Origin of the sequence: Vibrio sp. 779(2023) (genome assembly GCF_033344285.1) — a bacterium.
Lineage (GTDB): Bacteria > Pseudomonadota > Gammaproteobacteria > Enterobacterales > Vibrionaceae > Vibrio > Vibrio alginolyticus.
The window spans coordinates 61,792-75,273 of sequence record NZ_JAWPOM010000005.1 but is presented as its reverse complement, the minus strand read 5'-3'; the positions used below and the strand labels follow the sequence as shown (position 1 = coordinate 75,273).

General features: G+C 45.1%; 10 protein-coding genes. 6 read left to right on the top strand and 4 right to left on the bottom strand.

Annotation, left to right across the window (positions count from 1 at the left end):
* The 3 genes from R8O70_RS08715 (at window position 1) to R8O70_RS08705 (ending at window position 4,844) form a co-directional block, all read left to right on the top strand.
* Complete coding sequence (locus R8O70_RS08715; RefSeq protein ID WP_318184145.1) at window positions 1-1,098, top strand: efflux RND transporter periplasmic adaptor subunit; 1,098 nt, start codon at window positions 1-3, stop codon at window positions 1,096-1,098.
* Entirely contained in the window at window positions 1,095-4,205 is a 3,111-nt protein-coding gene (gene vmeI, locus R8O70_RS08710; RefSeq protein WP_258623578.1) for an efflux RND transporter permease subunit VmeI, read from the top strand. Before R8O70_RS08715 ends, vmeI begins: the two co-directional genes overlap by 4 nt.
* Window positions 4,206-4,277: 72 nt before the next feature.
* The gene (locus R8O70_RS08705) at window positions 4,278-4,844 is read left to right on the top strand and encodes a DNA-3-methyladenine glycosylase I (protein WP_258623576.1); all 567 of its coding nucleotides are present in this window, start codon (window positions 4,278-4,280) and stop codon (window positions 4,842-4,844) included.
* A gap of 24 nt (window positions 4,845-4,868) precedes the next feature.
* Here the strand turns inward: R8O70_RS08705 and R8O70_RS08700 are convergent, their stop codons facing one another.
* The 4 genes from R8O70_RS08700 to cls all read right to left on the bottom strand — a co-directional run bounded on the left by R8O70_RS08700 (window position 4,869) and on the right by cls (window position 9,767).
* Window positions 4,869-5,729: a lipase secretion chaperone gene (locus tag R8O70_RS08700; protein ID WP_047100759.1), complete on the bottom strand. Its 861-nt coding sequence runs from the start codon at window positions 5,727-5,729 to the stop codon at window positions 4,869-4,871.
* A gap of 12 nt (window positions 5,730-5,741) precedes the next feature.
* On the bottom strand, window positions 5,742-6,647 hold the full coding sequence (locus R8O70_RS08695) for an esterase/lipase family protein (protein ID WP_005378107.1): 906 nt from the start codon (window positions 6,645-6,647) through the stop codon (window positions 5,742-5,744).
* A gap of 248 nt (window positions 6,648-6,895) precedes the next feature.
* Window positions 6,896-8,101: a cystathionine beta-lyase gene (locus R8O70_RS08690; protein WP_042522027.1), complete on the bottom strand. Its 1,206-nt coding sequence runs from the start codon at window positions 8,099-8,101 to the stop codon at window positions 6,896-6,898.
* Between the two features lie 211 nt (window positions 8,102-8,312).
* The gene (gene cls, locus R8O70_RS08685; RefSeq protein ID WP_017820861.1) at window positions 8,313-9,767 is read right to left on the bottom strand and encodes a cardiolipin synthase; all 1,455 of its coding nucleotides are present in this window, start codon (window positions 9,765-9,767) and stop codon (window positions 8,313-8,315) included.
* Between the two features lie 430 nt (window positions 9,768-10,197).
* Here cls and R8O70_RS08680 point away from each other — a divergent pair, with 430 nt between their 5' ends.
* From R8O70_RS08680 to R8O70_RS08670, 3 genes are all read left to right on the top strand, one after another.
* Window positions 10,198-11,568 (top strand): sodium-dependent transporter, encoded by a 1,371-nt coding sequence (locus R8O70_RS08680; RefSeq protein ID WP_042522154.1) that lies wholly within the window; start codon window positions 10,198-10,200, stop codon window positions 11,566-11,568.
* An 81-nt stretch (window positions 11,569-11,649) separates the two neighbouring features.
* Complete coding sequence (locus R8O70_RS08675; RefSeq protein ID WP_054577940.1) at window positions 11,650-12,342, top strand: TIGR01621 family pseudouridine synthase; 693 nt, start codon at window positions 11,650-11,652, stop codon at window positions 12,340-12,342.
* A gap of 31 nt (window positions 12,343-12,373) precedes the next feature.
* Window positions 12,374-13,315, top strand: coding sequence for a class I SAM-dependent methyltransferase (locus R8O70_RS08670; protein WP_054577939.1), 942 nt, complete (start codon window positions 12,374-12,376; stop codon window positions 13,313-13,315).
* Window positions 13,316-13,482: the final 167 nt, after the last annotated feature.

Here is a 13,482-nt window from a genome sequence, read left to right as displayed (position 1 = left end):
ATGAAAGGAATCATCTCTCTAGCGACTTTACTTTCAACGCTTTTTCTCGTTGGCTGTGGGGATAAGGCGCCAGAAAAAGAGCTCGAAACGCCACGAGTTAGAGTTACGTCATTAGCGGGAAACAAGGTGGATGACAACTTGTACTTCCCTGCGGTTGCGAATGCAGCGGATCGCTCTCATTTGAGCTTCAGAGTGACAGGAGAAGTCAGCCGCATCATGGTAAAAGAGGGCGACAAAGTCATGAAGGGTGATGTTATTGCAACGCTAGATCCCACGGACTATGAGTTGGATGTAGATAATGCGAGTGCGCGTTTTTCTGTTGTCGACAGTCAGTATCGCCGCTCACGCCCTTTGGTTGATAAAGGCCTATTAGCTAAGTCTCAGTTTGATGAAATTGCAGCACAACGACAAATCGCCTTAGCTGAGCTTCAGTTAGCCAAACTTCGTCTATCATTTACTGCCTTAAAAGCGCCCGTGGATGGGATTATTTCGCGAGTTAATATCGACCAATTCGAAAATGTTCAAGTCGGACAGCATATCGTTAATATTCACAGCTTGGAGCTAGTCGAAGTGTTGATTCAGCTTCCAGACCGCCTCTATGTGAACCAACCGCCAACGGAAGAAAGACTCACAGCGATCAAAGCATTGGTGCGCGTTCCCAGCGGTAACGAATATAACGCGACGGTAAAAGAGTTTACGACTGAGCCCGATCCAACAACAGGTACGTTTACTGTCACATTGTCGCTTCCTATGCCGGAAGAAGAGTACATCCTAGATGGGATGGCTGTTGAAGTAACGTCTAAAGACGAGAATGTTGGGCTTGATTTAAACCTAGGAATTAATGTCCCTATCGAAGCCATTTTTAATGCGGATGGTGACGAGCTGGGGCGTGAAAACAAATTTGTTTGGGTACTGAATGACGACAATACGGTATCGCGCAAACAGGTGCGAGCAGGTAAGGCATCTAAAACGTCCATTCAAATCCTTGATGGTCTCATGCTCAAAGACAAAGTTGTGATTGCCGGTGTTTCTCGATTAAGGGATGGCATGAAAGTGGAAGTGATACAGGAAATGGCTACGCAGGAGGCCGGTCTATGAGCGATCTTAATAAATCAGTGCCTCAAAGTAATGATGATGTGACCGGTATTGCTGCGTACTTCATCCGCAATCGCGTCATCAGTTGGATGGTCGCACTGATATTTTTGATTGGTGGTATCGCCGCATTCTTTGGTTTAGGGCGTCTTGAGGACCCTGCTTTTACTATTAAAGATGCGATGGTAGTGACCTCTTACCCTGGTGCGACACCGCAACAAGTCGAAGAAGAAGTGACGTACCCAATCGAAAAAGCGATTCAGCAGCTTACTTATGTTGATGAAGTAAATTCGATTTCTAGCCGGGGATTATCTCAAATCACGGTCACGATGAAGAACAATTATGGCCCTGATGATCTACCACAAATTTGGGATGAGTTGCGCCGTAAAGTGAACGACCTTAAAGGGACGTTGCCTCCAGGTGTGAATGAACCTCAAGTGATCGATGATTTTGGTGATGTTTACGGGATTTTGTTAGCGGTGACTGGCGACGGTTATAGCTATAAAGAGCTACTGGATTACGTCGATTACTTACGCCGAGAGCTCGAACTGGTTGATGGTGTGAGTAAAGTTTCGGTATCCGGGCAACAGCAAGAGCAAGTTTTCATCGAAGTATCGATGAAAAAGCTGAGCAGTATAGGTCTTGCTCCGGATACCGTGTTTAATCTTCTTTCGACGCAAAACGTGGTTTCTGACGCAGGAGCGATCAGAATTGGTGACGAGTACATCAGAATTCAGCCGACTGGCGAGTTCCAGAGTGTGGAGGAGCTGGGTGATTTGTTAATTACTGAGTCGGGCGCTCAGGGGCTCATTTTCTTGAAAGATGTGGCGGAAATAAAACGCGGGTATGTAGAAGTACCGAGTAATGTTATTAATTTTAACGGCAGCCTTGCATTGAACGTGGGTGTTTCTTTTGCTGAAGGCGTCAATGTGGTTGAAGTCGGAAAAGCGTTTGATCATCGCCTTGCCGAGCTAAAGTACCAACAACCTGTCGGTATCGAAATCTCGGAAATTTACAGTCAGCCTAAAGAGGTGGATAAATCGGTTAGCGGTTTTGTTGTCAGCTTGGCTCAAGCTGTCGGTATCGTCATTATCGTACTTCTGTTCTTTATGGGGCTACGTTCTGGGCTACTTATCGGTTTAATCTTGCTGCTGACGGTGCTGGGTACGTTCATTTTCATGAAGTATCTCGCGATAGATTTACAGCGGATTTCATTAGGTGCCTTGGTTATCGCATTGGGTATGCTGGTGGACAATGCCATCGTTGTGGTTGAGGGGATTTTGATTGGTACTCAAAAAGGGCGAACTCGACTCCAAGCAGCGACCGACATTGTTACCCAAACAAAGTGGCCATTACTTGGGGCAACTGTGATTGCGGTAACTGCATTTGCGCCAATTGGACTGTCTGAAGACTCGACGGGCGAATACTGTGGCACTTTATTTACGGTTCTGCTGATCTCTTTAATGTTGAGCTGGTTTACCGCTATCTCGTTGACACCATTCTTTGCTGACATCTTCTTTAAAGGCCAGAAGATTAAACAAGGTGAAGGGGAAGAAAATGATCCATATAACGGGGTTATTTTCGTTATTTATAAAAAGTTTCTTCAGTTTTGTATGCGTCGTGCTTGGTTTACCGTTGTGGTGCTGATTGCGGGATTAGCGGCAAGTGTTTACGGGTTCACCTTTGTGAAGCAAGCGTTTTTCCCATCGTCGACAACGCCGATTTTTCAGTTAGATGTATGGATGCCAGAAGGAACTGATATTCGAGCAACTAACACAACGCTTAAAGAGTTAGAAAGTTGGTTAGCTAAGCAAGAGCATGTTGACCATATCACGACGACCGCGGGTAAAGGTTTACAGCGCTTCATGTTAACGTACGCGCCAGAGAAAAGTTATGCGGCTTATGGTGAGATAACCACTCGTATGGAAAATTACGAAGCGTTAAAACCATTAATGGCGAAGTTTCGAGAGTATTTAAAAGCCAACTACCCAGAAATCAATTACAAGCTCAAACAGATTGAGTTAGGCCCTGGTGGTGGTGCAAAAATTGAAGCTCGCATTATTGGCTCAGATCCAACCGTCCTTCGTACGATAGCCGCTCAGGTCAAGGACATCATGTACGCCGACCCTCAGGCAACAAATATCAGGCATGATTGGCGTGAACGAACCCAAGTTCTTGAACCTCAGTTTAACGAGAGTCAGGCACGTCGCTATGGCATTACCAAATCAGATGTCGATGACTTCTTGTCCATGTCATTCTCTGGAATGACGATAGGCCTTTACCGAGACGGCACGACGCTCATGCCTATCGTGGCTCGTTTACCTGAAGATGAACGTATTGATATTCGTAACATTGAAGGCATGAAAATATGGAGTCCAGCACAGAGTGAGTTTATCCCACTTCAACAAGTCACAATGGGTTACGACATGCGTTGGGAGGATCCTATCATCGTACGTAAGAACCGTAAGCGTATGCTCACTGTGATGGCAGACCCTGATATTCTAGGTGAAGAAACCGCATCGACATTGCAAAAACGCTTACAGCCCCAAATCGAAGCGATTCAATTACCACCAGGTTATTCCTTAGAGTGGGGTGGTGAATACGAATCTTCAGGTGATGCTCAAGAGTCACTGTTTACTACTATGCCAATGGGGTACTTGTTCATGTTCTTGATCACTGTATTCCTATTTAACTCTATCAAAGAGCCACTCATTGTTTGGCTTACCGTACCGCTGGCGTTAATTGGCGTCACCACTGGTTTGTTGGCACTCAACACGCCGTTTGGTTTTATGGCATTGCTCGGCTTCTTAAGTTTATCGGGAATGGTGCTCAAAAATGGCATCGTATTACTGGACCAAATTGAAATTGAAATGAAGTCCGGTAAAGAGGCTTATGACGCGGTCGTTGATGCTGCGGTAAGTCGCGTCCGTCCCGTTTGTATGGCTGCTATCACGACGATCCTTGGTATGATCCCACTGTTGCCAGATATTTTCTTCAAACCAATGGCGGTTACGATTATGTTTGGTTTGGGTTTTGCGACAGTCCTGACACTGATTGTCGTGCCAGTGTTGTATCGTTTGTTCCATAAAGTGGCAGTACCGAAACAGGCTTAGTGCTACTGATATAACGATGAAAAATATCGCGCCTCTAGCTCATCAGTTAGAGGCGCTTTTTAAGGAAGAATAATGACAGAACAAAAAACGTGTGCGTGGGCGATGAATCACCCATTAGAGCGCGAATATCATGATTCCGAATGGGGCGTGCCAGTATATGACGACCAAGTCCTGTTTGAATTTATTACTTTGGAAGGTGCGCAAGCTGGTCTTAGTTGGATCACCATCCTTAAAAAGCGCGAAGGTTACAGAGAAGCGTTCGAGAATTACGATCTAGATGCGTTGGAACAAAGAAATGAAGAACGCGCTGAATACATCGTGGAAAACTTCGATGTTGTAAGGCATCGCGGAAAGATTAACTCGGTTTTCAGTAATGCCAAAGCGGCCAAAGCGTTAATTGCTGAATACGGAAGTTTATCAGACGCGTTGTGGCAGTTCGTGGACGGCGAACCAATCATTAATCAATGGCAACATATGAGTGACGTGCCAGTTTCGACAGAGCAATCCAAAGCCATGAGTAAATTCCTAAAAAAGAAAGGCTTCAAGTTTGTCGGTGAATCCATCTGTTATGCTTTCATGCAAGCCGTCGGCATGGTGGATGACCATATCGTTGGATGTCCTAAAAAGCAGAATAAGTAACGTTTGGCTATTAAGCTAATGTTGTTAGTTCTGGCTATCATGAATACGTTCCAAAGCTTCGATTCGACGCCATTGAGTGGCATCGAAGCTTTGTTTTCTTAAAGCAATGATTTCTGCCTGTTTTTCGTCTTGCCCTAGAAAATCTCTATTCAGAATATTTTGACGCTGCTTTAAGTAAGTGGCGAGTTGAGTCTCAAATGATTCTCTTTGCTCATCAAGTTTTTGCAGCCTCTGCGCTCCGGCATCTCCTACCAGAGCAACACGGGCGATGTACTTGTCTTGTGAATCAAGCTGAGAAGCTTGCTCGAGCTGCTTTGCTAATGCGTTATTGCGTTCACTTTCTCGTATGTAATCCGGTTGTTCTGATAACGCTTGATTGAGAAGGTGCTCTTGACTCTCGATATCCGATGCCTGTGTTTTAATCGTCAGCTTTTCTAAAGCAAGTTGGCGAAGTCGGTTTTCTTCGTCAAACAATTGGGTTATCTGCGCCTCGCTAAAGTATTGAAGCTGTAAGTTCAGTATTGCTTCATTCAGCATGGTTAACTGTTCAAGCGTTAGGTGATTGTGCTCAAAAGGCTCTAATGCAGAGAGTGCTTGCTTGTAGGAAAGGTAGGTTTGAAAAAGTTTGGCATCAATATTCAGAGTTTGCTTTGCTAAAGTGTCATCATTGACTTCCGCTTTGATCGTATCGAGATCTTCTTCGCCCAGCCGGCTAAGAGAATATTCGAAGAAATCTTTTGGGGAAGAGACATCGGCGGCTATATCTTGCTGAGATGGCGAATGGTTAGAGGTTATCTCTTGTTGTTTGTCGCTTTGCAACAGAGAAAGCGCTCCCACGCCAAATATCGAGAGCAGGATAAAAGTGGTGAGAGCGACTTTCTTCATTGTGATGACCTCTTATAAACCTTGAAGTTTGAGACGATTTGCATGTTGGCGATAAAGCGTGACTGGATCGGTTTCAAAAAGATGATGAATACCGAGTAGACCGTTAATTTCATCCAAATGGTTCATTTGATAATCATCACGTATGACTTTGCCTAAATGTGTGCTGCACGCACCAACTAAGCCATCATTCGGCCCATCAAAGGCTAAGCCAAGTACCATCATGGCAGCGTCAGTCGGATCGAAAACGTTTGTAAAAGTGGATGATCCGGTCCATGAGTAGTAATAAACGCCATTTGAAGCTAGCAAGTCGCCATTACCACATTCACTGGTAGGGACTCCCTCTGGGTAGTGCTGGTTAAACGCCAATGATCCTTCCGTGGTCAAGGCTGCTAATGAGGCTAAAGGGTCTTGGTCGAGATCAGAACCACCTGATAGAAGATTAATAAGAGTGGTTAAACCTTGCGCCAGTTTTACCGCGAGCTGCTCACTTCCCGAACCCTCAGATACGGTGCCACGAACTAAATCGGCTACTTTAGACCCTTTATTAACGCCTCCTATACTCGTAACTGATGCGACTAGGTCAGGACGGACAGAGGCAACATAGCGCGTTGTTGGACCACCATGACTGTGACCAATGAGATTGACTTTCTCTGCGCCTGTAGCTGCAAGTAAGGTTTCTACTTGAGCAAGCAGTTGCTCCCCTCGAACTTCGCTGCTATTGGTCGCGGATACCTGTGCAACATAAACTTTAGCACCATCTTTTGTTAAGGAATGTGGTATTCCGAAAAAGTAATCAACGCCTGCCAGGGTATCAAAACCAAACAAACCGTGAACCAAGACAATCGGATACTTGGTTTGGGTATAACCTGTCGCAGCGTATACGGAGGTTATTGGGACGGTAACTAAGGTAAAAAGCATTAGCGCTATAAATTTGAGTTTCAAAACTATCTCCTTGTGGTATGACCTCTTATGAATGATAAAAAGTAGGAGAGAAACTCTAAATTTGAAAAGCCTATTTATGGCACATTATTTCATTCTGTGACTGCTCAATTGAAAAACAACACAAATGATTAACATTAATTAATGGTTCGGGCGAATGTTAGTTAATTCTAATTAAGTCAGAGGGTTATAAAAACGCCCCGCAATGCAGGGCGATTCAATCATTGTTATAGGGAGGCTTCTTTTTCAAGCATTAAGGCATTATAACGCGCAAAACCAGCCTCTAAATCAGCGATCAAGTCATTTACGTCTTCTAAGCCAATATGAATACGAACCAAAGTACCTTCAAAGTGTGGGTGAGCTACGGTTCTCAGGCTGTTAAAGCTCTTAGGTTCGTTAGCTAGAATGAGGCTTTCATAACCGCCCCAAGAGTAACCCATACTGAAGTGTTTCATACCATCAAGCAGAGCCGTCGTCGCTTTTGGATAAGACGTTTTGAGAACAAATGAAAACAAGCCGTTTCCACCTGTGAAGTCTCGTTTGAAAAACTCATGGCCAGGGCTTGTTTCTAAAGCTGGATGGCGGACATGATCAACTTCTGGGCGAGAAGCGAGCCACTGAGCGACTTTTAAACTGCTTTCTGCGTGCTGTCTTAGGCGAACATCCAACGTGCGAATACCTCGAAGACCTAGGTATGCGTCGTCAGGAGAAACGCACTGACCCATCAGGTAGCTTTGTTCACGAAGCTGATCCCAATACTTTTCAGAAGCCACAGCAGTACCTAGCATGACATCTGAATGTCCAACAATATACTTAGTTGCCGCTTGAATGGAAATGTCTACGCCATGCTCGAAAGGAGAGAAGTTCACGCCTGCTCCCCATGTGTTGTCAAGCATCACGATGATATCTTGCTCGTGGGCAATGCGCGCTAATGTAGGTACATCTTGGACTTCCATGGTTATTGAACCAGGAGACTCCAAGAAAAGGACTTTGGTATTCGGCTGAATCAAGTCTCGGATACCTTCACCGATCATTGGGTCATAATAGGTGGTTTCGATGCCCATTTTCTTCATTATGGTGTTACAAAAGTCACGAGTTGGTTCGTAACAAGTGTCCACCATTAGAATGTGATCGCCAGTTTCAACGAAAGAGAGGATGGCGTTTGAAATTGCTGCCGTTCCACAAGGGTAAAGCGCGCAACCAGCTCCACCTTCAATCTCAACCATTGCGTCTTGGAAAGCAAAGTGCGTGTTGGTGCCTCGGCGACCATAAAACAACGTTTTGTTTGCACGATTAATGGTGGCTTGGTTCTTTTCTGCAACGGTATTGAATACCACAGTTGAAGCGCGTTGAACGGGTGGGTTTACAACACCATTTGTCCACTTTTTATCGCGGCCAGCGGTAATGAGTTTGGTTTTTTTTCCCTCTGACATAAAAGTTCCCTGTCTTAAATATTGCGGTTTTGAATATTTAAAACATGGACGACGTAGGTTATGCAAGGGAAAAGTCGACTATCAGCCAATAACAGCCAAGATGAACAGGTAATGATGTCGAGAGGTATCGTGTAGATAGGGAGCTAAAAGAACAAACCTCCAGCAGGATGCATGTAGCGCTGGAGGTTTTTTAGTCGGTGTATTTGAGGTATTAGAGGAGTGGGTTGAAGAGATAGAACACTCGCTCTAAGAACCGAGAAAATAGGCTCCTTTTCTCCCACTCTTCCAATACAACAGTGTGAGATTGCTTAATATAGCTATCTTGTAACCAAGACATTTGCTTGGTGAACTCTTCGTCATCAACGGCGAGGGTCACTTCGAAGTTCAGCCACAAGCTGCGCATATCCATGTTTACGGTGCCAACTAAACAGAATTGGTCGTCAATTACGACAGATTTTGTATGCAGCAAACCACCATAAAACTCATAAATCTTGACCCCTGCACTCAAGAGCTCACTATAAAAAGCGCGTGAAGCCCATTGCACCATCATAGAGTCATTTTTATGGGGAATAATGAGTTCAACGTTAATGCCTCGTTGTGCTGTCATCTTTAACGTTTCGAGTAAATCAGCATTGGGCACGAAATATGGTGTTGTGATTCGTACCGAGCGATTGGCTTGGTTTATTGCCAATGTTAATACTTGATAGATCAGATATTCCGGCATACCTGGGCCAGAAGGCACAACCTGAATAGGGTGTTGGAATTCACTCTCATCGATCTTGCATTCAGGTAGTCTTGGTAAATGACGTTCGCCAGTTTCGACTTCCCAATCCCAACAGTGGATGGCACTCAATACGTTTACCGTTGGTCCTGTAATGCGAACCATGATATCCACCCAATGCCCAACGCCACTATTTTGCTTGAAGTAAGCCGGGTCAACCAAGTTCATTGAACCTGTATAAGCAATTTCATCATCAATTACGATGATCTTGCGATGTTGGCGAAGATCAAGACGACGTAAGAAAATACGCCACATCTTCACTTCTAGCGCTTGAATAACTTCAATTCCAGCATCCTGCATCATTCGATACCAAGGACTTCTGAAAAAACGTGGACTACCTGCTGAATCGAGCAATAGTTTGACATCTACGCCGCGTTTAGCCGCTTGAATAAGCGCAGAAGCGACAGAGTCAGCCAAACCACCCGGATGCCAAATGTAGAATACCATTCGAATACTGCTCTGCGCGTTTTCGATGTCTTCAATAATGGAATGCAAAATCTCATTAGGTGACTGTTGCAGCGACAATGTATTACCGCTCAATGCGGGAAGACCAAGGCGGTTGTTACAAAGTTCATCAATTCGGTAGATGTGCCTTCCCATCGTTTCTGGGTTGTGCGCGTTACAGTCGTTAAGCTGACTGAACCACTTCTCGAATGGTGTAAACATCTCTTTCGCACGTTCGGCTCGCTTTCTGCCTAAGTTCAGTTCACCGAAGAGGAAATAACATGCGACACCCAGAACGGGAAGGATATAAATGATCATTAGCCAAGCTAAAGACACGCTCACTGCACGGCGCTTTAAAACGACACGAATGGTCACACCTGCGACCAGTAACCAATATAGCCCGATGCCAGCTAAAGTAAGAAAGTGATAAAACTTGTCCATATACGCTCAGAGTAATATGCCCTTCTAGGATATTAAGCATAAAAGTGGGTTGGGGGAATAGATTTCCCATTTAGACGTGGGATTGACCTTATATGAGGAACGAGTTTCATAACAGCTGATTCTGTTATTTTAATGTGAAAAATAAGGTCATTCTTTAACTTTTGAACAAAAAAGCAGCATTTAACCTGCGTAACTCGACACTTGTGCGATAAATGTACTTTTTTGGGGTTCCAATTTTAAAGGGGAGCTGCTTTACTTTCTAGATATAGTGCGTCGAACGCTTATTTTATAAGTGTACAATAATTTTTACATAAACTTTTTAGACGCCTATCTCTATGCATACACAACAAACTAATTTTGGAGAAAAAGCGTGGCTACAACTAATACAGCAGCACCACGTGATACGTGGGGGTCTAAACTAGGCTTCGTAATGGCAGCAGCGGGTTCCGCTGTCGGTTTAGGCAATATATGGAAATTCCCTTACACAGCAGGTGAGAGTGGCGGCGGTGCATTCGTTGCTATCTATCTTATCTTTGTAATTTTTATCGGCTTTAGCGTGATGCTGACAGAGTTCGCTATTGGTCGTAAGACAGGTCTTTCTGCCGTAGGTGCATTCAAAACAACTGACCGACGCTGGACGTTCACTGGCGTTATGGGAGTTTTCAGTGGTCTTTTGATCATGGGCTTCTACCCTGTGGTTGGTGGTTGGGCATTGGCCTACATCTTTAAAGTGGGCGGTGGTCTACTCAGCGCGCCAGAAGCAATTGGCGACAGTTTTGGCGGTTTCATCTCAGATCCGATTCAACCTTTAATGTGGATGGGTGTTTACCTGTTCCTTAACGTCATGATCGTGATGAAAGGGATTTCGGGTGGTATTGAGAAAGCCGGTAAGGTTCTGATGCCGCTTCTGTTCTTAATCCTAATCGTTGTTTCTGTTAAGGGCTTAATGCTGCCAGGTGCAATGGCTGGCCTTGAGTTCTTATTCATGCCGGACTTTTCTAAAGTCGACAGCAACGTGGTTCTTGCTGCACTAGGACAGGCGTTCTTCTCACTTAGCTTAGGTATGGGTTGTATGATGACGTACGGTTCTTACCTGAAGAAGAAAGAGAACCTAGTTCAAACAACCGGTATGGTTACAGCGATGGATACTGGTGTCGCGATTCTTGCTGGTGTTGCTATGTTCCCAGCAATGTTTGCCTTTGGCATGGAGCCTGCGGCAGGCCCTGGTCTTGTATTCGTTGTCGTTCCTCAGCTATTTGCTGAAATGGGCGGAGTGATTGGGTTGCTATTCGCGTTGCTATTTTTCATCGGTTTGACGGTGGCGGCATTAACTTCTTCAGTATCACTATTGGAAGTTGTCGTGTCTTACCTAATCGACGAGAAAGGCATGAAGCGCTCTAACGCAGTTCTGTCTGCAAGCGCAGTTATGGCGGCATTATGTATTTTTGCGTCACTATCGTTAGGTGGAATGGGACCAACGCTGTTTGGTACCGGTGCCTTTGATATCTTCGACTTGCTAACGGACAAAATCTTCTTAGCGGTTGGTGGTATGTTGGTTTGTATCTTTGCTGGATGGCGCCTAAGCCGTGCTGAGCTAGAAAAAGAGATCACTAATGACGGCGAAGTATCCTTCCCGCTATTTGGATTGTGGTACAACCTAGTTAAATACCTGATTCCTGTTGCGATTGCTATTGTTGCCTTCATGGGGATTAAGTCTGGCTTTGACAGTGGCAAAGGTGAAATCATGCTGCTGGGTATCGCAATCATTGGTCTTGCTGGCATTTTCTCTAAGAAGCTTTAGCAAAGACCTTAGGGCAAGCCTCGATAGCTTTGTCCGGTAACTTATGTATACTGCTGGCTCCAAACGTGGAGCCAGTTTTTTATGTTCGATATTCTACATACCCATCCCGATTTTCTGATCATCAATAAGCATCCCAACGTCTCTGTTCATAGAGACGATGGCGACACAATGCTGCTGCAAGAAGTGGCTAAGCAGAGTGGTGATCAGCAGCTCTATCTTATCCATCGCTTGGATAAAATGACATCGGGTATTCTGCTCCTCGGACGTAACGCCAAAGCGGCCAGTGCGTTATCGCAAGCCTTCGCTGACCGCCAAGTAGAAAAGTTCTACCTAGCGATTGGCTCTAAAAAGCCGAAAAAGAAACAAGGTTTGGTCGTTGGTGATATGGAGCGTTCGCGCCGTTCATCATGGAAGCTGGTCAACAGCAAAAATAACCCAGCCGTTACCCAGTTTTTCTCTCTTGCGGCAGAGCCCGGAGAGCGTTTATTTTTATGTAAGCCGCACACTGGTAAAACGCATCAAATCCGCGTGGCATTAAAATCGGTTGGCTCAGGTATTGTTGGCGACCCGATTTACAATGCAGGCAATGAGGCTGATCGCGGTTATCTGCATGCATTTTCACTTTGCTTCCAATACCGAGATGAGCAATATCGCTTTGTTTGCGATCCACGAGAATACAAAGTGCTTGGTAACAAATGGCACAGTGAAATCGTCTCTCAGGGTTTGGATACTTGGCTTTCCCCCTGGGAACTGAACTGGCCTACGATCAAATAACCGTCACAAAGAAAACTAATAAGAGAACTCGATGCAAGCATCACAACTTTCGCTGTTTTTTCAGCATCTAGAAACCGAGCTCGCGCAAGCTCCGAATGAAATTCGTCGACTGTTTCACGGTCGTGGCCGTCGTTTTGAAGGTCTAGAGCAAATCACCTGTGACTGGTTACAAGGTCAGTTGATCATCAACTTGTTTAAAGAAGTCGACGACGCGTTTCTCGCTGAGCTGAAAAGCGGCCTCAATGCGTTGGCACAATCACAACTGTGGGCAAATAAGCAAGGCCGCACTATGGTTCTTCAGCACCGTTATGCCGATGGTGCGCCTTCAGAAGTGCTTGTCGGTGAATTAGACGCTCGCCCTGTCGTTGAAGAAAGCGGTTTGAAATACCAATTGGATATTGGCCGCAACCAAAACTTCGGTCTGTTTTTGGACATGCGCTACGGTCGTGATTGGGTACGCGAAAATGCGAAGCATAAGAACGTGCTTAACTTGTTTGCTTACACGTGTGGCTTTTCTGTCGCTGCCATTGCCGGTGGCGCAGATAAAGTGGTTAACGTCGACATGGCGAAAGCGTCGCTGTCTAAAGGTCGTGAGAACCACAAGCTAAATGGTCATAACATCAACCAGGTAAGCTTTATGGGGCACGATATCTTTAAATCTTGGGGTAAGATTAAGAAATCTGGTCAGTATGATTTGATCATTATCGATCCGCCTTCATTCCAGAAAGGCAGCTTTGCGCTGACTAAAGACTACAAAAAGATTCTACGTCGATTGCCGGATTTGTTGGCAGAAGGCGGTCAAGTGATGGCATGTGTGAACTCACCATCTGTGACAAGCGACTTCTTGATTGAAAGCATGAAAGAAGAAGCGCCAGAGTTGACATTCCGTGAGCGTCTGGATAACCCACCAGAGTTTATGGACGTAGACAGCGAAGCAGCATTGAAAGTGTTGCTGTTTAGCGAGAAGCAATGACGACGAAACGAAAGTTGTACCTATCTATAATACCAGCCGTTTGAGTAAGGCTGGCATCTCCGCGATACCCCGTCAATCTGAATAGCGAGACGCGAGTGTGATTCAGAGTCTATTATCAGAGTGAGTTATTCCTAACACGCTGATATTAGATTCCTGATCTCGCCTAG